Source organism: Staphylococcus muscae (genome assembly GCF_003019275.1).
In the GTDB taxonomy this organism is placed as follows: domain Bacteria; phylum Bacillota; class Bacilli; order Staphylococcales; family Staphylococcaceae; genus Staphylococcus; species Staphylococcus muscae.
The window spans coordinates 1,925,643-1,946,742 of the sequence record NZ_CP027848.1 but is presented as its reverse complement, the minus strand read 5'-3'; the positions used below and the strand labels follow the sequence as shown (position 1 = coordinate 1,946,742).

Annotated in this window: 29 protein-coding genes, 1 other RNA gene and 1 pseudogene; 11 read left to right on the top strand and 20 right to left on the bottom strand. The window is 34.2% G+C overall.

Annotated elements, in window-relative coordinates; genetic code table 11:
• Position 1 precedes the first annotated feature (1 nt).
• Entirely contained in the window at positions 2–715 is a 714-nt protein-coding gene (locus C7J88_RS09595; RefSeq protein WP_095115715.1) for a helix-turn-helix domain-containing protein, read from the bottom strand.
• 62 nt (positions 716–777) lie between these two features.
• Here C7J88_RS09595 and C7J88_RS09590 point away from each other — a divergent pair, with 62 nt between their 5' ends.
• A complete protein-coding gene (locus tag C7J88_RS09590) occupies positions 778–1,404 on the top strand; it encodes a hypothetical protein (RefSeq protein WP_095115713.1) in 627 nt (208 codons plus the stop codon).
• 85 nt (positions 1,405–1,489) lie between these two features.
• Here C7J88_RS09590 and C7J88_RS09585 read toward each other — a convergent pair whose 3' ends face one another.
• From C7J88_RS09585 to C7J88_RS09550, 9 genes and pseudogenes are all read right to left on the bottom strand, one after another.
• A complete protein-coding gene (locus tag C7J88_RS09585) occupies positions 1,490–2,158 on the bottom strand; it encodes a putative HNHc nuclease (protein ID WP_095115711.1) in 669 nt (222 codons plus the stop codon).
• A gap of 11 nt (positions 2,159–2,169) precedes the next feature.
• Positions 2,170–2,586: a single-stranded DNA-binding protein gene (ssb, locus tag C7J88_RS09580; protein ID WP_095115709.1), complete on the bottom strand. Its 417-nt coding sequence runs from the start codon at positions 2,584–2,586 to the stop codon at positions 2,170–2,172.
• Positions 2,579–3,223: an ERF family protein gene (locus tag C7J88_RS09575; protein ID WP_095115707.1), complete on the bottom strand. Its 645-nt coding sequence runs from the start codon at positions 3,221–3,223 to the stop codon at positions 2,579–2,581. The genes ssb and C7J88_RS09575 overlap by 8 nt, the downstream gene beginning before the upstream one ends.
• Complete coding sequence (locus tag C7J88_RS09570) at positions 3,220–3,705, bottom strand: siphovirus Gp157 family protein (RefSeq protein ID WP_095115705.1); 486 nt, start codon at positions 3,703–3,705, stop codon at positions 3,220–3,222. The genes C7J88_RS09575 and C7J88_RS09570 overlap by 4 nt, the downstream gene beginning before the upstream one ends.
• Positions 3,698–3,850, bottom strand: coding sequence for a hypothetical protein (locus tag C7J88_RS10480; protein WP_157728665.1), 153 nt, complete (start codon positions 3,848–3,850; stop codon positions 3,698–3,700). The genes C7J88_RS09570 and C7J88_RS10480 overlap by 8 nt, the downstream gene beginning before the upstream one ends.
• A 75-nt stretch (positions 3,851–3,925) precedes the next feature.
• On the bottom strand, positions 3,926–4,105 hold the full coding sequence (locus C7J88_RS09565; protein WP_095115703.1) for a hypothetical protein: 180 nt from the start codon (positions 4,103–4,105) through the stop codon (positions 3,926–3,928).
• A gap of 15 nt (positions 4,106–4,120) precedes the next feature.
• Positions 4,121–4,330 carry a hypothetical protein gene (locus C7J88_RS09560; RefSeq protein ID WP_095115701.1) on the bottom strand — a complete coding sequence of 70 codons (210 nt, stop codon included), beginning with the start codon at positions 4,328–4,330 and terminating at the stop codon, positions 4,121–4,123.
• Positions 4,331–4,456: 126 nt separating this feature from the next.
• The gene (locus tag C7J88_RS09555) at positions 4,457–5,161 is read right to left on the bottom strand and encodes a BRO family protein (RefSeq protein WP_095115699.1); all 705 of its coding nucleotides are present in this window, start codon (positions 5,159–5,161) and stop codon (positions 4,457–4,459) included.
• A 13-nt stretch (positions 5,162–5,174) separates the two neighbouring features.
• Positions 5,175–5,608, bottom strand: a pseudogene (locus C7J88_RS09550) (hypothetical protein).
• A gap of 112 nt (positions 5,609–5,720) precedes the next feature.
• On the opposite strand from C7J88_RS09550, the gene C7J88_RS09545 reads away from it, so the two are divergent.
• Complete coding sequence (locus C7J88_RS09545; protein WP_095115697.1) at positions 5,721–6,056, top strand: hypothetical protein; 336 nt, start codon at positions 5,721–5,723, stop codon at positions 6,054–6,056.
• Here C7J88_RS09545 and C7J88_RS09540 read toward each other — a convergent pair.
• Genes C7J88_RS09540 through C7J88_RS09525 form a run of 4 tightly spaced genes read right to left on the bottom strand, consistent with a single transcriptional unit; the run spans position 6,042 to position 8,034 of the window.
• On the bottom strand, positions 6,042–6,275 hold the full coding sequence (locus C7J88_RS09540; protein WP_020219729.1) for a Thoeris anti-defense Tad2 family protein: 234 nt from the start codon (positions 6,273–6,275) through the stop codon (positions 6,042–6,044). The genes C7J88_RS09545 and C7J88_RS09540 overlap by 15 nt on opposite strands.
• A gap of 11 nt (positions 6,276–6,286) precedes the next feature.
• A complete protein-coding gene (locus tag C7J88_RS09535) occupies positions 6,287–6,859 on the bottom strand; it encodes an ORF6C domain-containing protein (RefSeq protein ID WP_095115695.1) in 573 nt (190 codons plus the stop codon).
• Positions 6,852–7,781 (bottom strand): DUF3102 domain-containing protein, encoded by a 930-nt coding sequence (locus tag C7J88_RS09530; protein WP_095115693.1) that lies wholly within the window; start codon positions 7,779–7,781, stop codon positions 6,852–6,854. Before C7J88_RS09530 ends, C7J88_RS09535 begins: the two co-directional genes overlap by 8 nt.
• Before the next feature lie 25 nt (positions 7,782–7,806).
• Complete coding sequence (locus tag C7J88_RS09525) at positions 7,807–8,034, bottom strand: helix-turn-helix transcriptional regulator (protein ID WP_095115691.1); 228 nt, start codon at positions 8,032–8,034, stop codon at positions 7,807–7,809.
• 153 nt (positions 8,035–8,187) lie between these two features.
• Between C7J88_RS09525 and C7J88_RS09520 the strand changes: the two genes are divergently transcribed.
• The 3 genes from C7J88_RS09520 to C7J88_RS09505 all read left to right on the top strand — a co-directional run bounded on the left by C7J88_RS09520 (position 8,188) and on the right by C7J88_RS09505 (position 9,884).
• Positions 8,188–8,817, top strand: a complete 630-nt coding sequence (locus tag C7J88_RS09520; RefSeq protein WP_095115689.1) for a helix-turn-helix domain-containing protein — start codon at positions 8,188–8,190, stop codon at positions 8,815–8,817.
• Positions 8,818–9,078: 261 nt separating this feature from the next.
• Complete coding sequence (locus C7J88_RS09510; protein WP_249027474.1) at positions 9,079–9,588, top strand: ImmA/IrrE family metallo-endopeptidase; 510 nt, start codon at positions 9,079–9,081, stop codon at positions 9,586–9,588.
• Between the two features lie 5 nt (positions 9,589–9,593).
• Positions 9,594–9,884 carry a hypothetical protein gene (locus C7J88_RS09505; protein WP_095115685.1) on the top strand — a complete coding sequence of 97 codons (291 nt, stop codon included), beginning with the start codon at positions 9,594–9,596 and terminating at the stop codon, positions 9,882–9,884.
• A gap of 47 nt (positions 9,885–9,931) precedes the next feature.
• Here the strand turns inward: C7J88_RS09505 and C7J88_RS09500 are convergent, their stop codons facing one another.
• Entirely contained in the window at positions 9,932–11,074 is a 1,143-nt protein-coding gene (locus tag C7J88_RS09500) for an RNA-guided endonuclease TnpB family protein (RefSeq protein ID WP_095115676.1), read from the bottom strand.
• A gap of 88 nt (positions 11,075–11,162) precedes the next feature.
• Between C7J88_RS09500 and tnpA (C7J88_RS09495) the strand changes: the two genes are divergently transcribed.
• Both tnpA (C7J88_RS09495) and C7J88_RS09490 read left to right on the top strand, forming a co-directional pair.
• The gene (gene tnpA, locus C7J88_RS09495) at positions 11,163–11,585 is read left to right on the top strand and encodes an IS200/IS605 family transposase (RefSeq protein WP_095115679.1); all 423 of its coding nucleotides are present in this window, start codon (positions 11,163–11,165) and stop codon (positions 11,583–11,585) included.
• A 290-nt stretch (positions 11,586–11,875) separates the two neighbouring features.
• Positions 11,876–12,397, top strand: a complete 522-nt coding sequence (locus C7J88_RS09490; RefSeq protein WP_095115683.1) for an Abi family protein — start codon at positions 11,876–11,878, stop codon at positions 12,395–12,397.
• A 17-nt stretch (positions 12,398–12,414) separates the two neighbouring features.
• On the opposite strand, the gene tnpA (C7J88_RS09485) is transcribed toward C7J88_RS09490, so the two are convergent.
• Positions 12,415–12,837, bottom strand: coding sequence for an IS200/IS605 family transposase (gene tnpA / locus C7J88_RS09485; protein WP_095115679.1), 423 nt, complete (start codon positions 12,835–12,837; stop codon positions 12,415–12,417).
• Between the two features lie 88 nt (positions 12,838–12,925).
• Between tnpA (C7J88_RS09485) and C7J88_RS09480 the strand changes: the two genes are divergently transcribed.
• Positions 12,926–14,068, top strand: a complete 1,143-nt coding sequence (locus C7J88_RS09480; protein ID WP_095115676.1) for an RNA-guided endonuclease TnpB family protein — start codon at positions 12,926–12,928, stop codon at positions 14,066–14,068.
• Between the two features lie 344 nt (positions 14,069–14,412).
• Positions 14,413–14,847 carry a hypothetical protein gene (locus C7J88_RS09475; RefSeq protein ID WP_095115681.1) on the top strand — a complete coding sequence of 145 codons (435 nt, stop codon included), beginning with the start codon at positions 14,413–14,415 and terminating at the stop codon, positions 14,845–14,847.
• A gap of 86 nt (positions 14,848–14,933) precedes the next feature.
• Here the strand turns inward: C7J88_RS09475 and tnpA (C7J88_RS09470) are convergent, their stop codons facing one another.
• The gene (gene tnpA, locus C7J88_RS09470) at positions 14,934–15,356 is read right to left on the bottom strand and encodes an IS200/IS605 family transposase (protein ID WP_095115679.1); all 423 of its coding nucleotides are present in this window, start codon (positions 15,354–15,356) and stop codon (positions 14,934–14,936) included.
• 88 nt (positions 15,357–15,444) lie between these two features.
• Between tnpA (C7J88_RS09470) and C7J88_RS09465 the strand changes: the two genes are divergently transcribed.
• Positions 15,445–16,587 carry an RNA-guided endonuclease TnpB family protein gene (locus C7J88_RS09465; protein WP_095115676.1) on the top strand — a complete coding sequence of 381 codons (1,143 nt, stop codon included), beginning with the start codon at positions 15,445–15,447 and terminating at the stop codon, positions 16,585–16,587.
• 120 nt (positions 16,588–16,707) lie between these two features.
• The gene (locus C7J88_RS09460; RefSeq protein WP_095115674.1) at positions 16,708–17,757 is read left to right on the top strand and encodes a tyrosine-type recombinase/integrase; all 1,050 of its coding nucleotides are present in this window, start codon (positions 16,708–16,710) and stop codon (positions 17,755–17,757) included.
• Positions 17,758–17,816: 59 nt separating this feature from the next.
• On the opposite strand, the gene ssrA is transcribed toward C7J88_RS09460, so the two are convergent.
• From ssrA to rnr, 3 genes are all read right to left on the bottom strand, one after another.
• Positions 17,817–18,177, bottom strand: a transfer-messenger RNA (tmRNA) gene (gene ssrA, locus C7J88_RS09455).
• 77 nt (positions 18,178–18,254) lie between these two features.
• On the bottom strand, positions 18,255–18,719 hold the full coding sequence (smpB, locus tag C7J88_RS09450) for an SsrA-binding protein SmpB (protein WP_095115671.1): 465 nt from the start codon (positions 18,717–18,719) through the stop codon (positions 18,255–18,257).
• A 16-nt stretch (positions 18,720–18,735) separates the two neighbouring features.
• Positions 18,736–21,075 (bottom strand): ribonuclease R, encoded by a 2,340-nt coding sequence (gene rnr, locus C7J88_RS09445; protein ID WP_095115669.1) that lies wholly within the window; start codon positions 21,073–21,075, stop codon positions 18,736–18,738.
• Positions 21,076–21,100: the final 25 nt, after the last annotated feature.

Sequence of the window (21,100 nt, the reverse complement as noted above, 5' to 3'; positions counted from 1 at the left end):
ATCAACCTCCGAATAACTCTTGTCTTTTTTGGGTTAAAAAGTCATTTGACTTACTAACTTTTTGGGGTGTTACTTTCTTTGTGGCATCTTCTTTATTACGCACACCTTTTGCAGCCCAATCTTCTAAAATTCTTATAAGGTAGCCGATACCTTTTTTATTCTTCTTGCAGTAATTAACAGCAACTTCCACTATATCTACCTTATTTTCATTAAAACGGGCTATGGCGTGTTCTAGTAGTTCTGCATTTAAAGGATTTTGTATAATCCCTAATTCGTCACTGATCATCATAAATAAAATCGACATCTCGTCCCTGTCTCTATTAATACTTGTATTATTATTACTTGTATTATTCTCTTTGACATTTGCGTCAATAGGGGTATTGACAGAATTATCAATAGGGGTATTGATTTTTGCGTCAATAGGTACTGACGATTGCATCAATGGGTACATTTTTCTTTGTTTGATTTCATTACCTTCTCTAATGATTTCGATGTGTAAATAACCAAATTTAGCAAGTTTAGATATTCTGCGGGATATAGTTTCTTTTACTACGTCATACAACTTCGCAAAGTAACCGTTGCTTGCTGTGCAGTAACCGTATTTATTGCTTAACGATGTGATTTCAGCGAATAATAACTTTTCACTGTCTGTAAGGCGGTTGTCGTATCTAACATTAGCTGTAATGATTGAATAGTAACTTGGTTGATCAGTCATTTGTATTCTCCTTTCTGGTATAATTTTTCTGAATGCTTTTGCATCAGATTGGGGGTGATAAAATGTATATCGATCCATTAAAAGATATCAGACCAATATTGAATAAAAATATTTCCAACTTAAGAAACACCGTGTTCGAAGCAACAAAACCTTCTAAAGAATTAAGAAAAACTATTAATCAGATGACAGAATTCAATAATATTTACAAAAATACGCTACTAAGTATTGATACTTCAAATTTGGTGAAAATCAAAGTGCCTACTATCGACATCTCGATGAATTTTAGAAATAATTTATTTTCTGAAAATACACTTCAAGCATTTAAGACCCAATCGAATTTTCCTATAAAGGAAATTACGCGAATTAACAATATACTTCGCTATTCTTTTATCAATACTGTTAACTTTCCTAGCGTTAGTGACTCCTTCAATTCTTCCTATCCAATAAATAATAAAAGAGAAAACAGAAAAGAAGATGACGTCGACGATACAAAATTGCAAAAGTATGCACCTCCAACTAAAAAAATGATTAATGCAACTTCATTAGTCTTCACCCCAAATATTTCGTGGGCTTTATTCTCTGGAGCAATGTATAATGAATCCGTTAATGTTCCTATTTCAATATTCGTGTTACTTATTTCATTAGTTTGTTTTTACTTAACATTTGAATACAAAAAAGATGATGAATAATTAATTTCTCGAAAAAGGCTTGCCTATAGCTTTTTTATAATTTCTAGCATTCCTAATCTCTTCCGCCAAGATGATATTAGGAGTGCTATTTCTCTCCTTTCAGCATTTTATTTAAACGTTCATCTACATCAACCCAACTGTCGTGTAGATGGTATTTATCATTAAAACTATCAATACCTATGTTGTGTTGCTCTGTGTGGTGGTCTGAACATAAAGCCAACACTTTATTTCCTAAGTGACTAATCTTACGTCTATTTCTACCTCTACCAACTGCTTGGTAGTGTGCTAGTTGTGAATGAGGTTTACCACATATTACACAGTTACGATTTACTGTTGACCAGTAGAGGAATGATTTGTCCTGCTTTAGTAAATCACTTGTCTTGTAATTAAGTGGTATATCGTTGTGGAACACCCAATCTAATATCACTTCGATGACTTGATTTGCTTGTGTCCGTGTACAGTTGCTTAATGAAATCTGTTCATCATAGCCGTAGTATGTTCTTACATACTCGATAAACATATGTCTCATATAGTCCATAGGCTGCCCTGTATGCGCCTCTATGTCGTTGCACAAGGCGAATATCTTACGACGTTGTTTGTCGGTGATTTTGAATGGATCTACGACATTTACATCAATCTCTACATCGAACCCGTTATCGAGTAGCAACGTTTCCTTATCGCCTAATTCAACACCCGAAATGACAACAGTTGTAGTGCCGTCATCTTGAGTGATGTAGCTAGTAATTAAAGGCATCTAATCACGTCCTAGAAAGGTAAATCCGAGAACTCGTCATCACTGTTATCAAAAGGATTATTCTGCGCTTGTCCTTGTTGTTTAGGTTGATTGTTAGATTGGCTATTATTTTTAGGTTCTAAAAATTGCACGCTGTCGCAAACGACTTCAGTTACATAAACACGTTGACCTTCTTTATTTTCGTAACTGCGTGATTGCATCCGTCCATCAACGCCTGCTAATCTACCTTTACTTAAAAAGTTTTTAACATTTTCAGCTTGCTTGCGGAATACAACACAATTGATGAAATCAGCCTGTTGTTCTCCATCTTTACTTTTGAAATTGCGATTTACCGCAAGTGTGAATGTTGATACGTCTACACCTGATGGCGTCGTTCTGAATTCAGGGTCTTTTGTTAATCGTCCTACTAATACAGCTCTGTTAAGCATTGTTATTTCCTCCAGTAATCGTTTTTGCATTGTTTCGTATTTTATTAAGGGCATCTGCCGCTTGTTTTTCTGTTAACTTATAGTCGTTTATGTTAAATTTTTGTTCTACTACATTTTGTGGTGCTTCTTTATCTGTTCCTTTAATCAAATTTGTAAAAGCTATAACTTCTTTTTTTAAAGTTCCTATTGTTTCGCTACTAGCCCATTGGGTTCTATTCTGTTGCTTGGGACTGTTGTTCTTTCCACTTGCTGCATTACCGTCATCATCTTGATCACTTGTAATGCCGAATATTGCAGATAATGAGTAACGTTTGAGGTAACTAATCAATGAACCAGCGCCTTGTGGTGTGTTCTTTTCAGCGTTCATAAAAACAGGGTCATACTCTATATATTCGCCACTTTCATGCATGAGCATTGTAGCAACACCAATTCGTCCACTGTTATCGTTTAATGCCCATTGTGTGTAAGAGAGTCCATGTGGCGTCGCAGCTTCGTCAATGGCTTCTACGACGTTCTCTAAGGGAACGTATTTAGATTTGAAGAAAGGATTACTTTTATCTTTAATCGGTTGTTTTACCTCTTTTCTAAATGCTACCATCGCCTTATTTATCTCAATTACTGATTCGGATTTCTTCATTTTGGAATCACCAAACTTTCACTCGCACTTAGTTCAGCACCTTCAACATCTACACCAGCTTTAATGTCCTCTTCAATTTGCTTTTTGTTTAACTTTGGTGGTTGTGGAATGTAGTATGCTTTATCGATTAAAGATTCATTAGTAACAACAACACTCGGTTTATTCTTACGTTTGTAAATATGATTAGTAGGTGTCTTGTATTTTCTTAAACCACGTTGTTCAAGCATTGTTGCTAGATAGCCTTTCAATCTGTCTGACAGATTTTCTTTCTGTTTTTTCATTTTCTGCAAACGTTTGATTTCTGCATCGATTACACCAACGTCCCCATCAACGCTACGCTTTAAGCCAATAATATTGTCGACTTTCTCGTGCGTTTCCGCTTCGATCGAGTCTAATGTATCTTGGATAATTCCAGGTTCTACGTCATCCCACATATCTAAGACTTGTAGGTAACGTTCATTGATTTCGAATAAATTAGTCATACTCATACCCCTTTCTTTTCAGTTCGTTTAACTCGATTTTTACGTCTTGCAATTCATCTTCTAATTGAGCTATTTCTTCCTTATAACGTGCTTCTGCTGTAATAAGTCGTTTTAATTCAAGGTAATCAATTGTCACTAAATCCATTTCGTTCACTCCTATTGTTTGTGTTATACTTTGTCTAGAATGTTTTTTAATTGTTTGACTGTTTGCTAATTGCTGTTAGCACTCAGTCTTTTTTAATTCATTCAGTACATAATGCGTGCTGTGATACGTCACTGCACTACTGATTAGTACTGATGCTATTAATGTCGTAAAGTATGCCCCACCGAATATCATCACGGTTGATAAGATGGCGCTAATCGCAACTACCATTACGTATGCTATTAATTCTTGTCTCATGTTAACCACCTCCTTTCAAATTTCTGTTTCTTTGAACATTAAGTTTTTCTCGATAAGGTCAATCGCTTTATCAACTTTGATATATCGCTTGTGACCTTTACCAAAGCGATACACACATTCTTTCTGAAAATCTGTATTGCATAGAACCTTTCGTTCTAAGTCATTCACAGAAAGCCCACTGATTTTGATAAAGTCATTTACATCTGCGAAGCCTATAAAATTCATTGTGATCACTCCTTTTTTTGTTATAATCACTTTTATTCCTGGTCTTTGATTGGAACTACAACTTCCCAATCATTTGCCATTAAGTCATCGGTTTTGTCGCTTCTTGAATATTCATTAGTACATCTCCTAAATTTCGAATTCCATTTGCTTGATCACGTACATCGTTGATTGTGACGGGAACCAGTTAGCAATCATGTCCATCACATCATTAAAATGTTTTTGGCGTATCTGTGTTCTCGTTTTAATCCCTGCCATTGTATTAATGTTGTTATTGATGTCTTTATACAATGGTTTGTTCACTTCTTTGCTATTAGGTAGTCCGTACAACTGTCTTATGTTTGCTACTCTCTGATGAACTGTTTTAGATAGAAAGCCATACTCTCCTGCGTCTAACTTTTGATTCTCTTTTAAATCAATCACATCAGCTTTTACACTTTTAATTTGCTCTCTTGTTTCTTCTGTTGCTTGAAACATCAATCTAAGTGCTTCCATTGGTTCGGTCGGCACTTGATAGCTACCTGTCTTTCTTAGTGTTGGCAAAACTTCTGATGTAACCCAACGCTTGAATCGTTTTGCACTTTCTAATTTTGATGAAAAGATTAGACTGTAAAGTCCTGATTCGTTGATGATAGTTTGATTTCTATTTTGACCTGCCGTAACGATTCGTGACGTCAGCTTATCATCTACATCTACGTGATCAGATAAAGCTTTTCTTGAGTTTGAGTAACCTAAAATGTCAGCCACATCTTTCCCTACAAAATATGGTTCATCATCAATTATTAATGTCCTCACTGGTAATTCTTCAAAATTAAAAATCTGTAATTCTTGCATCATTTGACCTCCTTTATTCAAAGTCATCGAGTGAAAGTTTACTCATGCGCTGTTCGTATAGATATAAATAATATTTTTTTAAATTTCGATACATTGTTGCTGCTTCTTCATATTCATCTTCTGACAAGTCAGAATTAAGCGTCACTCCAAAAATTGAAAGTGTTAGTTTTCTGATTAGGTCATGTATATCATTGACATAGCCTTTGTTGTGTTCGTAATGATCAAGATAGCGCTCATATTTTTTTAAAGATAACGGGTAATCAAGATCTTCAAGTAAATGTTTTGTAAAATCGTATTTCACATTAATCTTTTTGAAATCTCTGCAATCAATCCTTACCTCATTAAAATTAAGCGGGGAGTAATTGTATTCTTAGTAGTTATAGCTTTTCTTACTTCTTTCGCTATAATTTCTTTTAATTCTTCTTTGGTTAATGTAATTTGTTCCATAGTTTCCTCCTTAATTTGGTTGTTCGATTGTGGTTAGGTTGTTGCTAAGTTGTAATCCGTTCAATCGTATATGCTCCTTTCTGGTATACTCCTAATAAGGAGTTGAATAACTATGCTTACTAACGAAGCAAATTTTGTTTTGCATCATTTTTATCAAATATATAAAGACCGTTTAGATGAAGGGTATTCTGAAGAAATGGCTCGTTATTTTTATGATGATGAACAAGTGCATCATGATTATTTTTTAGGTTTTAATTTTGACGACTTTGTGACTTACACAAAAGAGCTTTCTTCAAATGAATACGTTACACTTGGATATGGCGATGGTGGGTTCGCTGAACTAATAATCAATCCAAAATTAATTATTGAAATGGAAAATTTATATAAAAATAATGTTAAAAAATTCATAAACGCTTTAATAGATTTAAAAAAACTAGTAGGAGCTTAATTCCTCTCCTGTCACAAACCATTCATCAGATACTAAGTCCTCTGCTAACGGTTGCCATCTTTGCTTATAGGACTTTTTATCTGGAATGGTATACAGCATACCGTGATGCGAGTCGTTTGTAGGCAAGATTTCGCCTCTTAACCCTTTATTTCTTAAATCTTTTCTATAAATAGATTTGCCTTTTTCTAAAGCTAACTTTGTTGCCTCTTGAATATTCATTAGTACACCTCCTAAATTTGGAATTGATTTAATTTTTCTAATATTGCATAATCACCATGACGTTTGGCAGTTTCAATTTGATTGTCAGTAAGTTTTAAATAGTTTCTAGGTAAATCTTCTAAAGTTGTGTCTTCAATAAGACACATTGCCTTTTCAAAATCTATATGCTTAATTGTTGTATAAGTAATTGAGTTGAAGTGTTTATTTAACCTGCTGTACAAACCCGTGATAAAATGGCAGCGCTTTTTGTGGTAAAGTTCATTCGATACCGCCGTACCTAAAAATTCATTTACTAATTGATACGATTTTTCAGCAACTTTGGCTTTAATAAATTTTCCTTCACCATGAGTGATTGCAAGATTATTTTCTAATTTATCCAACCTATTACTTGCACTGTTTTTTATTTCAATTACCTCTGCTTTAATATCGAGCGTCTCTTTCCACTGTTCATCCATTTTCTTATCATGCGTCAACATTTTTTCTTCGTGTTCAACCATCTTATTTAAAAGTTGTCTTGTATACTGTGCTTGTTGTACTAATTGATCCGCTTGCTTTACACTGATATCTATCAAATTTTTAGACATCTATAACATCTCCTTTATTAATTTGTTGGTTTATTTTTTTAGATAAATCTAGTAAATCTTCTGCTATTTTTTTGATTGGTTTTATTGCATATTCATTATTTAAAATATGTTCATCATGAATGAAGTAACACATAGGCGCTATTTCTTTAATAAGGTCATTACTTTTTCTCACTAGGTCATAGACTTCTTTCTGAGCTTTCAATCGACGCTGTCCATCATCTAATTTTCTGTTCATATCATTCAGTGCATTATTCAGTTGATCATACTTTGCTGATTTTTCGCTAACTTCATCTCTACGTTGTTTCATTTCTGCAATTTCTTTTTCTAATTTTTCATTGCGTTGTTCGATAAGTTTTTGATGATGACGTGATTGCTCTAAGGCAGCCTTTGTTTGTTGATAGTCATATGGTTCCATGTAGTGTTCAATCACTTCTGGTTCCTTATTCTGTTCATCTTCCAACTGTTTCAACGCTATCTCTTCAGAACGTTTAACCTGTTCAATTTGTGATTGTAATTGCTCGTTTTGTTTATCACGTTGTTTGAGTTGTTTCTTTAGCTCTCGCAATTCTCGAACAGTCATCTCGTCTGGCGTTTTAATTTCTCCAGTTGATGTTGTGTGTTCTTTGGTGCGTTCCGGTTCGGGCAAGGTTGCGATTTCATATAATGCTCTGCTACCTAAATTCATGTACGTGTATGAATTTGAGTTAAGTTCATTTGCGATTTTCATCATTTTATTAGCAGTGTCGTGATGTAAATTTATCGAACGTAGCCACTTACCAAATTCGCCATGAGCTAAGTCGTTTTCCTTAACATGTTTCAATCGTCGACCAATCTCGAAAATAGATTGACCAGCGATGTTTTGATAGCTTTTGATTTCAGTTTCAATAGTTGTTAGGTCATTACTTAGTTGTAATTCGTTCAATTATTATCACCTTCTATATTACGGTTTAACCGTTATTATTAGTTAAAAAAATAATGTCATTATAAGTGACGTTAAATTCTTTTTCTATTTTTTGTAATTGTGGAATGTTAGGGAATGTTTTTGCCTTTTCCCAGTTGTGCCATACATCTGCTGAAACTCCTACTTTAGCGCCCGCTTGTGCTTGAGTTAAATCGTATTTCGCTCGCAACATTTTTAAGGTATACGGTTCCTTTTTTACTTGCACACTTACCATTTATGTCACCTCCTGTTGTAAGAACTGACCTAAGTATATTACGGTTAAAACGTAATGTCAACACTTAAACCGTATTTTTTATTTTTCTCTTGTATTATTTACGGATTAATCGTATAATGAGTTTAAGTTATTAGATGAAGGGATTGAAAATAAATGCTAGGTAATAAACAAGTAATGGCTAAAAATATTTCTCGTCTTATGAAAGAAAATAATATCGACAGAAAGAAATTATCAAATGATTTAAAAGTGAAATATACAACTTTATCAGATTGGATAAACGCGAAAACATATCCGCGTATCGATAAAATAGAATTACTTGCTGATTACTTTAATGTTACTAAAGCTGATTTAGTAGAAGATAAAGAAAAACAAGTTTTAGAAACCCTACCAGTCAAAAAGATACCAGTTGTCTCTAAAATATCAGCAGGAATGCCTATTTATACAGAGGAAAATTTAATTGATTACATATATTTTGCTACTAAAAACCTCAATTCTAACAAAGAAGAATTCGGTTTGTGTGTGTCTGGAGATAGTATGGATAAATTATTTCAAGATGGTGATATTGTAGTCGTAGAAAAAGATGCAATTGTAGAAAATGGTCAGCTCGGAGTGGTAATGATTAATGGATATAACGCCACCGTAAAACGTGTTAGATACAATGACGATCAAATTATATTGATACCTGAATCAAACAATCCACAACACTATCCGCAAGTTTACGGTAAAAATGATGAAGTAAAAATAGTTGGTCGTGTTGTAGCAAGTCAAAGATTGTTTAGATAGAAAGGAGAGTTTTTATTGAGATTATCATGTTTGGGGTGTTTTAATATAAATAAAAAACAGTAGATGAAATCGAAGTGATAGGCAAAGTTATTTATAACTATCGAATTTTTGATTAATAGCGCCTATGTGGCGTGAGGAGACGGTCAAATTGGTGTATTTATTATCAATGGAGAAGCCTTTGTCAAAAAAGTTCGAGTGGAAGATGAGCCGCTCACTTAGAAGGCGATTTCACACAAGAAGAATTAGAAGAAATTTTACAATATGCCGAATTCGTTAAACAAAAACATAGAAAACAATAAAGGGGCAATACATATGACTATGTACGAACGATTAATGATTGAAAATAGTCATATCCCTATTAGTGATGGATTTAAATTAAGAGGTGGATTTAAGGGAATCTATGCTAATGGTGCTATTTTGATAGATAAAGATATGACAAGCTACCATAAACATGAAGTATTAGCTGAAGAAATTGCACATTATAAAATTTCATATGGAAACATATTAGACCAATCTGATATGTTAAATAAAAAGTTAGAAATAAAAGCAAGACGACTAGCTTATGAATCTGTCATAACTTTACAAGGATTGATAGACGCTTTTAAATACGGTGTACAAAATTTACATGAAATGGCTATTTTCTTTGAAGTTTCTAAAAGTTTTGTGGAAGAGACTCTAGATTATTATAAAATAAAATACGGACTAGGGGTTCAACATGGTGATTACCTTATTAGCTTTGAACCATTAACAATATATAAAGATTTGGAGTGAAAAGGATGGAAAAGAAAATTATATCAGTGGCGGCTTTTTTAAATGATTACAAATTAGTAATTTCAGCTGGAGCGGTAGATGGAATAGAAGTAGGTATGGAATTAAGTATCCTTTCTGAAAAAGGACAAGAAATTAAAAATCCTTTAACTTCTGAAAATCTTGGAAAAATACCACATATTAAAACTAAGATTTTAGTTATAGATGTACAAGACAAATTCTCAATTTGCATACCTAAACAACAAATCCGTCAATCACTTATTATGAACTACACATCGACTAAAGTCGATGGTTTCTAGGAACACTCATAACTTGATGTAATCATTGATTACAACAGAGGTTTAAGCTATTTTACTAAGGCTTGTTCCAAGCCAAAATTTAGTATATTTTTTGATGCATTGATATCACGGTCATGTTCTGTACTACATTCAGAACATATCCAACACCTAACATCTAATGTCTTTTTACCACTATCAAATCCACAGCTTGAACAGTATTGAGATGATTTGTAGGGATTAACAGTCATTGATGTCTTACTATACATTACACATTTGTATTCAATGAATGTTCTAAAAATTCGCCATGACTGACTTGCAATTGAACGTGATAACTTATGATTTTTCATTAAATTCGATGTTTTCAAATCTTCTAAGACGATTAAATCATAACGTTCAACTAAATCTGTCGTAATTTTATGGATATAATCTTTTCGTGTATTGACGATTTTTTCATGAATACGTGCAACTTGACGTTTTGCCTTTTGATAGTTCTTAGCATCTTTTAAAGGCATACCATTCTTAATTGCATTCAGTCTACGTCTTGCAACACGCTTTTCCCAATAATGTAACTGCTTTTTATACTTTAGATGTAAACGTTGCGAGGCATATTTCTTACCATCTGACGTAATTGCTAGATGTGTCAAACCTAAATCTATACCAACCGACTTACCTGTTTTTGGTAGTGCTTGATTATCGCTTTCTACCAATAATGAAATATAATAATATCCTGTTGATTTACGTGTAACCGTAACCGATTTAATACGACTGTTTTCAATGTGTTGGACGCTTGACTTGCATTTAACCCACCCTAGTTTGGGTAACTTGATGTAACGCTGATTATCATTAAAACGGATGTTGTTACCACGTATCGTGCTGAGGTATGACTGCCTTGTAATTTTCTTTGATTTAAATTTAGGATATCTTGAATAACCTTTAAAAAATCGGTCAAATGTCTCGGATAATGTTTTGACAGCACATTGAATCGCAACACTATCTATATCTTTTAACCATGGATATTCAAGTTTCAATGCTGGTAATAAAGCACTTAATTTTGGATAACTTAACATCTTAAGTTCATTATTATTCTGATAGCGCTGATTAATCATATTCAACATTTCATTCCATACAAAACGTGTACAGCCGAATGTCTGTTCAATTTTCAATTGTTGTGCTTTGTTTGGATATATCTTACATTCGATACCTCGATACATGATAACACCTCCTTCAATACTATTATACACATGACTATTAAAAAAATGAATTTAAATGTTATAATATTAAGTATTAGGGGGTATACATATGATTGTAAAAACAAGAACAAACGTTTATGATTTTAATTTTCATCTAGTGTGGATTACAAAGTATAGAAAGTCGATATTTGATACAAAAGAAAAGTGTGAAGCAATGAAAGGATTTTTAATAACAATCGCAAAGGAACATGATATAACCATTCAAGAAATGGAAGTAATGCCTGACCACGTTCATATGCTTATATCATTTCATCCTAAACATGCACCAAGCTCCATCGTCAAGACATTGAAAGGTAAGTCAGCACGTTTATGGTTCAAACAGTATCCTAAAACAAAAGCGTCATTGTGGGGTGGACACTTGTGGTCTCCAAGTTACTTCATGAGTACGCTCGGGAACATGTCTAAGAATACTGTTGAAAACTATATCAAAAATCAAACGAAAGAATTTAATGGAGGTCGTCCAAGACGTTGATTCATCACGGTAATGAATTATCGTGTTTTCTCAACTGACGACCCATGATAAAAACAATGCAAAATCAACAAAATAATAAACAACGATTTAAATTCGATGCAGAACCTATTAATAGAGAAGTTACTGATGAACTAATAAAAATAGGTGATATCGTTGAAATATAAATTAAAACGTGGTATGTTAAAAGCACTGAAAGCTCTCAACAAAGTGAGCCGAAAATTTAGATTCAGCCCGAATCACCCAAGTGCTTTAATTAGCATTTGGGGTTTTTTCGTTTTAGGAGAAATATTATGACTAAGTTCCTTACTTATGAAGAACTAATTGAAGAAATGAGAAAACTAGGGATTAACTTTGATGAAAATGATGATGTAATTGTAGCTATTAAGTATCATGGTTTCAATAAAATTATAACCGATTATGTAAAAACACTCGCAAAAACGAAAGGCAATATATCCTTCGAACTTATTGAATCACTTGTATTATTTGACTTTGATTTACAGACATTATTATTTAAATACATTATTCAGACCGAAACCACAATAAAGACCCTGCTTAGTCATAAAATTGGAAATAGATTAGGGATTAAGAATTCAGAGTATTTTAACGCTTTAAGTTATGAGAATTCTAAATCTATTGCAAAACGAATTAATTTCATAAACAAAAAACTCGCTCAAAGAAAAACATTTGAGAAAGTTCCCTTTTCAAAATATAAATCAAAAGATGACATACCACCATGGATCTTTTTTTCACAAATAAATCTAGGCGATTTCATTTATTTTTATCATGGGTCGTCAGTTGAGAAAACACGATAATTCATTACCGTGATGAATCAACGTCTTGGACGACCTCCATTAAATTCTTTCGTTTGATTTTTGATATAGTTTTCAACAGTATTCTTAGACATGTTCCCGAGCGTACTCATGAAGTAACTTGGAGACCACAAGTGTCCACCCCACAATGACGCTTTTGTTTTAGGATACTGTTTGAACCATAAACGTGCTGACTTACCTTTCAATGTCTTGACGATGGAGCTTGGTGCATGTTTAGGATGAAATGATATAAGCATATGAACGTGGTCAGGCATTACTTCCATTTCTTGAATGGTTATATCATGTTCCTTTGCGATTGTTATTAAAAATCCTTTCATTGCTTCACACTTTTCTTTTGTATCAAATATCGACTTTCTATACTTTGTAATCCACACTAGATGAAAATTAAAATCATAAACGTTTGTTCTTGTTTTTACAATCATATGTATACCCCCTAATACTTAATATTATAACATTTAAATTCATTTTTTTAATAGTCATGTGTATAATAGTATTGAAGGAGGTGTTATCATGTATCGAGGTATCGAATGTAAGATATATCCAAACAAAGCACAACAATTGAAAATTGAACAGACATTCGGCTGTACACGTTTTGTATGGAATGAAATGTTGAATATGATTAATCAGCGCTATCAGAATAATAATGAACTTAAGATGTTAAGTTATCCAAAATTAAGTGCTTTATTACCAGCATTGAAACTTGAATATCCATGGTTAAAAGATATAGATAGTGTTGCGATTCAATGTGCTGTCAAAACATTATCCGAGACATTTGACCGATTTTTTAAAGGTTATTCAAGATATCCTAAATTTAAATCAAAGAAAATTACAAGGCAGTCATACCTCAGCACGATACGTGGTAACAACATCCGTTTTAATGATAATCAGCGTTACATCAAGTTACCCAAACTAGGGTGGGTTAAATGCAAGTCAAGCGTCCAACACATTGAAAACAGTCGTATTAAATCGGTTACGGTTACACGTAAATCAACAGGATATTATTATATTTCATTATTGGTAGAAAGCGATAATCAAGCACTACCAAAAACAGGTAAGTCGGTTGGTATAGATTTAGGTTTGACACATCTAGCAATTACGTCAGATGGTAAGAAATATGCCTCGCAACGTTTACATCTAAAGTATAAAAAGCAGTTACATTATTGGGAAAAGCGTGTTGCAAGACGTAGACTGAATGCAATTAAGAATGGTATGCCTTTAAAAGATGCTAAGAACTATCAAAAGGCAAAACGTCAAGTTGCACGTATTCATGAAAAAATCGTCAATACACGAAAAGATTATATCCATAAAATTACGACAGATTTAGTTGAACGTTATGATTTAATCGTCTTAGAAGATTTGAAAACATCGAATTTAATGAAAAATCATAAGTTATCACGTTCAATTGCAAGTCAGTCATGGCGAATTTTTAGAACATTCATTGAATACAAATGTGTAATGTATAGTAAGACATCAATGACTGTTAATCCCTACAAATCATCTCAATACTGTTCAAGCTGTGGATTTGATAGTGGTAAAAAGACATTAGATGTTAGGTGTTGGATATGTTCTGAATGTAGTACAGAACATGACCGTGATATCAATGCATCAAAAAATATACTAAATTTTGGCTTGGAACAAGCCTTAGTAAAATAGCTTAAACCTCTGTTGTAATCAATGATTACATCAAGTTATGAGTGTTCCTAGAAACCATCGACTTTAGTCGATGTGTAGTTCATAATAGAGAAAAGTAACGAGAACATTCTTTTGATTTCAGGCTTTTCAGTATCTAAGATTGACAAATAGTCTAAATATATATAAGTAAACAGCCCAGCAACACCAGTTGAGCAAAGCAGAAGTATCATTTCCATTTAAGCACCTACTTTTTCTTTGATTATAACACATTTAATATCAGCATCTAAACATGTATGATATGGTGTTCGCTTCATATATACTTCATATATAACTGTATAAATTCATTAATAAGGAGGTTAATTAGTATGCGTAAATCACTAGGAATTTTATTCGCTAGCGCATTAATGTTAAGTGCTTGTGGAACAGATGGAAAAGAGAATGAAAAACAAAAGAAAGAAGAATTGAAACAAGAAACTAAGAAAAGAGAAGAATCTGAAACAAAACAAGTAAAAAAAGATAATCAAAAAAATGAAGAAGATGAACAATACTCTGCTCAACAATATCACGAAGATCAAATGCAACCACAAAATCAAGATCAATCAATCAACCAGCAAATACAAAGTTATGAGTCATATCCAACGCAACAACAACCAGAGATTTATAATCCTGCCGTTCAACAAGCGATAGATGAAGGAATTGACTTAAATAACCCTTCTGATGCTGAAATTGATAGATTGAGAGATCTTTCAAAAGAGTCGCCTTATGGTTTACAAACTGCACCATCGCAAGGGGGATATTAGCCAATACTGGGTAGCATGCCTACCCTATATATTTTTTATCATGGGTCGTCAGTTGAGAAAACACGATAATTCATTACCGTGATGAATCAACGTCTTGGACGACCTCCATTAAATTCTTTCGTTTGATTTTTGATATAGTTTTCAACAGTATTCTTAGACATGTTCCCGAGCGTACTCATGAAGTAACTTGGAGACCACAAGTGTCCACCCCACAATGACGCTTTTGTTTTAGGATACTGTTTGAACCATAAACGTGCTGACTTACCTTTCAATGTCTTGACGATGGAGCTTGGTGCATGTTTAGGATGAAATGATATAAGCATATGAACGTGGTCAGGCATTACTTCCATTTCTTGAATGGTTATATCATGTTCCTTTGCGATTGTTATTAAAAATCCTTTCATTGCTTCACACTTTTCTTTTGTATCAAATATCGACTTTCTATACTTTGTAATCCACACTAGATGAAAATTAAAATCATAAACGTTTGTTCTTGTTTTTACAATCATATGTATACCCCCTAATACTTAATATTATAACATTTAAATTCATTTTTTTAATAGTCATGTGTATAATAGTATTGAAGGAGGTGTTATCATGTATCGAGGTATCGAATGTAAGATATATCCAAACAAAGCACAACAATTGAAAATTGAACAGACATTCGGCTGTACACGTTTTGTATGGAATGAAATGTTGAATATGATTAATCAGCGCTATCAGAATAATAATGAACTTAAGATGTTAAGTTATCCAAAATTAAGTGCTTTATTACCAGCATTGAAACTTGAATATCCATGGTTAAAAGATATAGATAGTGTTGCGATTCAATGTGCTGTCAAAACATTATCCGAGACATTTGACCGATTTTTTAAAGGTTATTCAAGATATCCTAAATTTAAATCAAAGAAAATTACAAGGCAGTCATACCTCAGCACGATACGTGGTAACAACATCCGTTTTAATGATAATCAGCGTTACATCAAGTTACCCAAACTAGGGTGGGTTAAATGCAAGTCAAGCGTCCAACACATTGAAAACAGTCGTATTAAATCGGTTACGGTTACACGTAAATCAACAGGATATTATTATATTTCATTATTGGTAGAAAGCGATAATCAAGCACTACCAAAAACAGGTAAGTCGGTTGGTATAGATTTAGGTTTGACACATCTAGCAATTACGTCAGATGGTAAGAAATATGCCTCGCAACGTTTACATCTAAAGTATAAAAAGCAGTTACATTATTGGGAAAAGCGTGTTGCAAGACGTAGACTGAATGCAATTAAGAATGGTATGCCTTTAAAAGATGCTAAGAACTATCAAAAGGCAAAACGTCAAGTTGCACGTATTCATGAAAAAATCGTCAATACACGAAAAGATTATATCCATAAAATTACGACAGATTTAGTTGAACGTTATGATTTAATCGTCTTAGAAGATTTGAAAACATCGAATTTAATGAAAAATCATAAGTTATCACGTTCAATTGCAAGTCAGTCATGGCGAATTTTTAGAACATTCATTGAATACAAATGTGTAATGTATAGTAAGACATCAATGACTGTTAATCCCTACAAATCATCTCAATACTGTTCAAGCTGTGGATTTGATAGTGGTAAAAAGACATTAGATGTTAGGTGTTGGATATGTTCTGAATGTAGTACAGAACATGACCGTGATATCAATGCATCAAAAAATATACTAAATTTTGGCTTGGAACAAGCCTTAGTAAAATAGCTTAAACCTCTGTTGTAATCAATGATTACATCAAGTTATGAGTGTTCCTAGAAACCATCGACTTTAGTCGATGTGTAGTTCATAAATATACCAAACATACGTTCCTAAGGAGTGGTAAAAATGGCAACTTTCACAGTAACAAAACGGAAAAACAAGAATTCAACAAGCTGGCAGTATGATGTGAAGCACCCTTCTTTCAAGTCAGGTAAAAAGAGAAAGTCGGGTTTTAAAACTAAAGCAGAAGCTACCAATGCGGCACAACAACTTATACGTGATCTTGAAGATGGTAACTTTTTAGAAGACAACAAGACTTTTTCTGATTACTATAATGAGTGGTTGATTATCAAGAATAAAAGGGAGCTTGCCTCTCAACAATATTATTGGTACGAACGCTCTTTGAGACTGTTTAATGAGTATTTCGGGGACAGATTTTTAATTAAAAACCTTAAACGGTCTGAATACCAAAAATTCTTGAATGAATTTGGTCAGAACAGAGCCACAGAAACTGTAAGAAAAGTTCATGGTTGTTTATCGAGATGCATAAAAGATGCGGTTTACGATGGTTATTTAAAGAAAGATCCTACTTACCAAGTAGACATTCGGGGAACAAAAAAATCTAAAAGAGAAGAAAAGAAGTATATCACTATAAAAGATTACCTAGCTTTAATGGAGTACTTTAAAAGTCGTGATGAAGAAAGTTATATTTTTCTTTACATTCTATCAATAACAGGAGCTAGATTTAGTGACGTAATTAATATGCTACATATAGATTTAAATGAAAAAGACGAACTTATTCATCTTAGGGGGACAAAAACAAGTAACGCAGATCGGTTTGTAGAAGTTCCAAAAAAAGATATTAAGTTGATAAAATCCAAGCTATCTAAATTACCTAAACGCACTAATGGAAAACTCTTTAAACTTAGTCATAATGCAGTATTAAAATCCTTCAGATATGCAAAGAAACAAATCGGTCTTAACGATGACGATATTACCCCATACGCATTAAGACACACTCACACTTCTTATCTACTTTCAAAAGGTATCCCGATAGAATATATAAGTAAAAGGCTCGGTCATTATAACATCTCAATAACTTTAGAAGTCTATTCTCATTTGCTAGATGAACAAAAAAAAGAGCAAGGCCAACGAGTCAAAGAATTATTTTCTTGACACATATTTGACACTTGCAAATACAAAACCCTTTAATATCAAGGGTTTTCAGTGCTATATAGTGGAGACGGCGGGATTTGAACCCGCGTCCAAAGGTCCTGATACAAATGTTTCTACGTGTGTAGTCTATCGATAAGTTTCGCATCATGCAAGGTGACAGACAACCAACATGATACTAGTTTGATTCATCTCTCCACGTCAGACTTCAAACGGCAGTGACGTGTGTAGCCTACTTCAGTTGAATCACGTTAACCGCACATAGGCGATGCGGTTAGGTGATGCAGAGTGCGCTTAGGCAGCTACTGCGAAGTTGTTGTTAGTTTTGCCAGTTATTATAAACTGAGTGTGTTGATGACGAAGACAACCCTCCGACACGCTTCATAAGCTCGGGGGACCCCTGTCGAATCCATAAACGTCCCCATAACAATATAATGTGCTTTATTCTTCCTTATCAAAGCACATTATATCTTAACAAATATTAACGTACAGTGCAATGTTTAATACTTTTGCTTCATAGCACGTGCCATATCACGTTTGACTGCTTTTTCTTTTAAAGACTGGCGCTTGTCATACTTTTTCTTACCACGTGCAACACCTAACAAGACTTTACAATGCCCTTGTTTTAAATAAAGTTTAAGTGGCACGATTGAGTAACCAATCTCACGTGTACGATCTCCAAGTTTTACAATTTCACGCTTATGCAGTAGCAGTTTACGTGAACGTAACGGATCATGATTAAAACGATTCCCTTCTTCGTACGGGGCGATATGCATGTTTTGTAGGAAAATTTCACCGTTTTTCACTTGTGCGTAGCTGTCTTTTAAGTTAGCACTTCCACGTCGAATAGATTTAATCTCAGTTCCTTGTAATACAATGCCTGCTTCAATCGTATCTTCAATCTGATAATCATGTCGTGCTTTACGATTTTCTGCTAAGGTACCTTTACCTGACTTTTTCGCCATATGGTCTCACCTCAACTTATTTTTTCTTTCTTCGGGCTTTCTTTTTGATACTTTTATCTTTGTAAAACGGCTTGTGTTTCGTTTTTTGACGTTCATTCTTACCTTTGCGCTGTTTACGTTTCTTCTTACAGTCATTTTTACCTTTGAATTGATTGCCCTTCGTTTTGATCTGGATTGTTTTTCCTTGTTGTTTCTTATCACGACCGCCTTTCAAGTCGATTGGCATTCCTACTACTTGGAAGTCGATTTGACGTTCATCCACATCAACATGTACGACTTTTACTTTGATTGTGTCACCAATGCGATAGACTTTCGCTTTATGTTCTCCAATCAATGCCATATGATGTTCATCAAAGTTGTAATAGTCATCTGTCATATTTTGAATGCTGACAAGCCCTTCAATCGTATTCGGCAACTCAATAAACATACCGAAGTTGGCAACAGAACTAATAACCCCTTCAAACTCATCACCGATATGTTGAATCATGTACTCGGCTTTCTTCAATTCATCCGTATCGCGTTCTGCTTCAATCGCACGACGCTCACGGTTAGACGTATGCGTCGCAATCTCTGGTAGCGCATCTTCCCAACGACGCATTGCCTTGCCATCCATAGACTGCTCAATGAGATATTTTCGAATTAAGCGATGGACGATTAAGTCCGGATAACGTCTGATTGGTGATGTGAAGTGTGTATAATAATCCGCAGCCAACCCAAAGTGTCCAAGATTATCCGCTTCATATCGTGCTTGTTGCATCGAGCGTAGCATCATTGTTGAAATGACTCGATCTTCTGGTCGCCCTGTCACTTCTTCAGAAATTCTTTGTAATGTACTTGGATGAATTTCTTCACCAGTTCCTTTTATCATCATGCCGAAGTTTGTAATGAAGTCAAAAAATTGACGTAGACGTTCTGACTTCGGTTGTTCATGAATACGATATAAGAATGGAACATCTTTTTTATTGAAATGTTCAGCAATCGTCTCATTCGCCGCTAACATAAATGATTCAATTAAACGTTCCCCTTCACCACGTGTACGAATAACGACATCTTCTGGAATCCCTTCACCGTTTACCTGTACTTGTGCTTCAGGAATATCAAAGTCAATCTCACCACGGCGTTTACGCATTTCGATTAAACGATTTGAGAGTGTTTGTGCTAAATCCAACATCGGTGTCACTTCTGCATACTGTTGACGAATTGTTGGATTTTTTTCGGTAATAATTTCATTAACTGCGTCATACGTCATACGGGCATCTGAATGGATCACACTATCAAAAATCTCGTGTTTAACAACTTCACCACGTTTATTAATTTCCATACGACAACTCATTGTCAGTCTATCCACGTTGGGATTCAATGAACAGATACCATTGCTTAAACGATGTGGGATCATCGGAATCACACGGTCCACAAGGTACACACTTGTCGCACGATCATACGCTTCACGGTCGAGTGCGCTTCCTTCTGTCACATAATAGCTTACGTCGGCAATACTTACAGTTAGTTCAATATGACCATTGTCTATTTGTTTCAAGGCAATCGCATCATCAAGGTCTTTAGCGTCTGCACCATCAATAGTAATCGTTAAATCATCTCTTAAATCACGACGCCCCTTAATTTCTTCAGGTTTGATTGACTCTGGTACAGCTTCCGCTTCTTTTAACACATCTTCTGGAAATTCAATGTCGATCCCGTGTTGATAGATGATTGATAAAATATCTACACCCGGATCGTTTTTATGCCCTAAAATTGCAGACACTTGTCCTTCTGGGTTATTCGTACCGTCTGAGTATTGTGTAATCTGTACTAATACTTTGTGACCTTCGACGGCACCTAAGTCTTGTCCTTTCGGGATAAAAATGTCTTGCATAATGCGTTTATCATCTGGAATCACAAAACCGAAATGGCGCGCTTCAGAGAATGTTCCAACAACTTGTTGAACGGCATGACGTTCAATTGCTTTGACTTCTCCTTCAAACTTACCCTTTCTATAATCACCACGAGACTTTTGTACTTCAACAACGACCGTATCACCCTCCATCGCATAGTTCACTTTACTTGGTGGGATAAAAATATCCTCCATCATTTCATCTTCAGGACGTAAAAATGCAAAGCCCTTTTTATTTTGACTCAAAGTCCCCTTTACCAATCCTGGCTTAGGACCTTTCTTTTGGTATCGATCTTGCTTTGTACGTGTCACAATACCTGTTTGTTCTAACTCGTTTAAAACTTTAATCAAGTCACGAAATGACTCCGCACTACTCAAACCGAGTGCATCTTGAAAGTCAGAAACAGACATCGCACGATAATCATCTTCTTGAATTAGGTTTAATATTTCTTGTTTTAAATTCATTATTTGCCTCCTTTCCTATTAAACT

Excerpts from the sequence above, each read along its gene's own strand:
- C7J88_RS09590 (WP_095115713.1), top strand. The coding sequence starts at position 778 with ATGTATATCGATCCATTAAAAGATATCAGACCAATATTGAATAAAAAT.
- C7J88_RS09520 (WP_095115689.1), top strand. The coding sequence starts at position 8,188 with ATGCTAGGTAATAAACAAGTAATGGCTAAAAATATTTCTCGTCTTATG.
- C7J88_RS09535 (WP_095115695.1), bottom strand. The coding sequence starts at position 6,859 with ATGTCTAAAAATTTGATAGATATCAGTGTAAAGCAAGCGGATCAATTA.
- C7J88_RS09525 (WP_095115691.1), bottom strand. The coding sequence starts at position 8,034 with ATGGTAAGTGTGCAAGTAAAAAAGGAACCGTATACCTTAAAAATGTTG.
- C7J88_RS09575 (WP_095115707.1), bottom strand. The coding sequence starts at position 3,223 with ATGAAGAAATCCGAATCAGTAATTGAGATAAATAAGGCGATGGTAGCA.
- tnpA (WP_095115679.1), bottom strand. The coding sequence starts at position 15,356 with ATGATTGTAAAAACAAGAACAAACGTTTATGATTTTAATTTTCATCTA.
- C7J88_RS09505 (WP_095115685.1), top strand. The coding sequence starts at position 9,594 with ATGGAAAAGAAAATTATATCAGTGGCGGCTTTTTTAAATGATTACAAA.
- ssb (WP_095115709.1), bottom strand. The coding sequence starts at position 2,586 with ATGCTTAACAGAGCTGTATTAGTAGGACGATTAACAAAAGACCCTGAA.
- C7J88_RS09465 (WP_095115676.1), top strand. The coding sequence starts at position 15,445 with ATGTATCGAGGTATCGAATGTAAGATATATCCAAACAAAGCACAACAA.
- tnpA (WP_095115679.1), top strand. The coding sequence starts at position 11,163 with ATGATTGTAAAAACAAGAACAAACGTTTATGATTTTAATTTTCATCTA.
- C7J88_RS09510 (WP_249027474.1), top strand. The coding sequence starts at position 9,079 with ATGCCGAATTCGTTAAACAAAAACATAGAAAACAATAAAGGGGCAATA.
- C7J88_RS09595 (WP_095115715.1), bottom strand. The coding sequence starts at position 715 with ATGACTGATCAACCAAGTTACTATTCAATCATTACAGCTAATGTTAGA.
- C7J88_RS09480 (WP_095115676.1), top strand. The coding sequence starts at position 12,926 with ATGTATCGAGGTATCGAATGTAAGATATATCCAAACAAAGCACAACAA.
- C7J88_RS09565 (WP_095115703.1), bottom strand. The coding sequence starts at position 4,105 with ATGAGACAAGAATTAATAGCATACGTAATGGTAGTTGCGATTAGCGCC.
- C7J88_RS09585 (WP_095115711.1), bottom strand. The coding sequence starts at position 2,158 with ATGCCTTTAATTACTAGCTACATCACTCAAGATGACGGCACTACAACT.
- C7J88_RS10480 (WP_157728665.1), bottom strand. The coding sequence starts at position 3,850 with ATGGATTTAGTGACAATTGATTACCTTGAATTAAAACGACTTATTACA.
- C7J88_RS09555 (WP_095115699.1), bottom strand. The coding sequence starts at position 5,161 with ATGCAAGAATTACAGATTTTTAATTTTGAAGAATTACCAGTGAGGACA.
- C7J88_RS09540 (WP_020219729.1), bottom strand. The coding sequence starts at position 6,275 with ATGAATATTCAAGAGGCAACAAAGTTAGCTTTAGAAAAAGGCAAATCT.
- smpB (WP_095115671.1), bottom strand. The coding sequence starts at position 18,719 with ATGGCGAAAAAGTCAGGTAAAGGTACCTTAGCAGAAAATCGTAAAGCA.
- tnpA (WP_095115679.1), bottom strand. The coding sequence starts at position 12,837 with ATGATTGTAAAAACAAGAACAAACGTTTATGATTTTAATTTTCATCTA.
- C7J88_RS09545 (WP_095115697.1), top strand. The coding sequence starts at position 5,721 with ATGCTTACTAACGAAGCAAATTTTGTTTTGCATCATTTTTATCAAATA.
- C7J88_RS09570 (WP_095115705.1), bottom strand. The coding sequence starts at position 3,705 with ATGACTAATTTATTCGAAATCAATGAACGTTACCTACAAGTCTTAGAT.
- C7J88_RS09475 (WP_095115681.1), top strand. The coding sequence starts at position 14,413 with ATGCGTAAATCACTAGGAATTTTATTCGCTAGCGCATTAATGTTAAGT.
- C7J88_RS09500 (WP_095115676.1), bottom strand. The coding sequence starts at position 11,074 with ATGTATCGAGGTATCGAATGTAAGATATATCCAAACAAAGCACAACAA.
- C7J88_RS09490 (WP_095115683.1), top strand. The coding sequence starts at position 11,876 with ATGACTAAGTTCCTTACTTATGAAGAACTAATTGAAGAAATGAGAAAA.
- C7J88_RS09460 (WP_095115674.1), top strand. The coding sequence starts at position 16,708 with ATGGCAACTTTCACAGTAACAAAACGGAAAAACAAGAATTCAACAAGC.
- C7J88_RS09560 (WP_095115701.1), bottom strand. The coding sequence starts at position 4,330 with ATGAATTTTATAGGCTTCGCAGATGTAAATGACTTTATCAAAATCAGT.
- rnr (WP_095115669.1), bottom strand. The coding sequence starts at position 21,075 with ATGAATTTAAAACAAGAAATATTAAACCTAATTCAAGAAGATGATTAT.